Here is a 1715-nt window from a genome sequence, read left to right on the forward strand (position 1 = left end):
GTCGGAACTTGTGTGGAGATTACTAACAAAAAGATTATGGAAGAGGACATTCTTCAAAAAGAACAAGAACGAAAATTAATGAATTCCTATGCATTCCAGCGTAGTTTGATTGATCGGTTAGATAGTGGGATTGCAGTAACAGATTGCAATAAAAAAATAAGGCTCTTAAATAGGAAATTTTATGATCTTTTCCAGTTGAAGGGGGAAATTGATTGCCATATTGGGATGCACGTTTCGGATTTACATTACCTTTTAGATAAAGAAATTAATAAAATTAAGCTCGAAAATACAGAAAAACGAACGAGAACTACAAAAGAGATTAAAATAGATACAGGTATGACACTACGCTACAATTGTTTTCCTTTAAATGAGGAAAATGATTTTGTAGGCTACTTATGGGAGTTTGAGGATATCACAGAACAAAAAAAAATGGAAAGAGTTATTATTCAGGCAAAAGAAGAAGCTGAAAAAGTGAACATGGCCAAATCAAGTTTTTTGTCAAAGATGAGTCATGAACTGCGTACGCCGCTGAATGGAATTCTGGGTTTTGCTCAGTTATTGGAGATGGATGAATCTTTAAATGAACAACAGCGTGATTTTGTACAGGAGATTTTAAGTGGAGGAAGCCATTTACTAAGTTTAATTAATGATATTTTAGACGTGTCAAGAATAGAAACAGGAAATTTAAAGATTTCTATAGAGGAAGTTCATCTTCTAACTGTCATCAAGGAATGTATCAATATTGTACAACCATTGGCTAAGAAGAAGAATATTAGTATTTATAGCCAACTGGATCAATGGGAAGATATGATCGTTCTTGCTGATCCTATACGTCTTAAACAAATATTGCTGAACCTACTTGATAATGCTATTAAATACAATCAAGAAAATGGAAAAGTTATCGTTTTCTGTCGTTTACAAGAGAATAAGCAGTACATTCATATCGTAGACACAGGCGTGGGCTTTTCTGTAGAGGAATATACTAAAGTGTTTGTTCCATTTTATCGAATTGAAAGTACAAAAGAAGAAGGTACAGGCATTGGATTATCTCTAGTTAAACAGCTGGTGCATCTAATGGGAGGGGAGATTAATGTAACAAGCAATAAAGGAACAGGAAGTGAGTTTTGCTTTAGTCTTCCTCTTCCAAATGATTTAAAGACTGTCATACAATGGGGTGAACAAACTGAATTTCCTCCAACAAATAATAAGAAGGAAGATAACTATCGTTTGCTATATATTGAAGATAACGAATCCAACTTGCACTTAGTAAGTAACATCATTAAATCGCAGCCTTCCTATACGCTCTTATCAGCTCGTACAGGAAAAGAAGGAATAGAAATTGTAGCAAACGAAAAAATAGATTTGGTTCTTCTTGATATTAACCTCCCAGATATTAACGGATATGAAGTATTTGAAATTTTAAAAGCAGGCAAAGAAACGAAAGATATTGCTGTCATCGCTGTAAGTGCAAATGCAATGCCAAAAGATATTCAATATACATTGGATAAAGGCTTTGATAACTATTTGACAAAGCCCATTCATGTACAAGAGTTTTTGACAATCCTAAGTGAAACGCTAAACAATACAATTAATCAAAATATTCCAGACCATAAAATTTTAAGTACAGGACCACATGGCGAGGAAGCTGTCTCAGCAAAAACACTTCGGTTATCTTTGGAAGAACTAAAAAAAATTAAGAAAAAGAAATATAAGGC

The 1715-nt window shown here is 33.6% G+C and carries 1 protein-coding gene; it reads left to right on the forward strand.

Translation table 11 applies throughout. The annotated features are described in order from the left end of the window. Nucleotides 1–36: 36 nt before the first annotated feature. A partial coding sequence (locus tag AC1DRF_RS26340) for a hybrid sensor histidine kinase/response regulator (RefSeq protein ID WP_477742117.1) occupies nt 37–1715 on the forward strand: 1679 nt, incomplete at its 3' end.

Source organism: Priestia sp. P5_B4 (genome assembly GCF_056400385.1).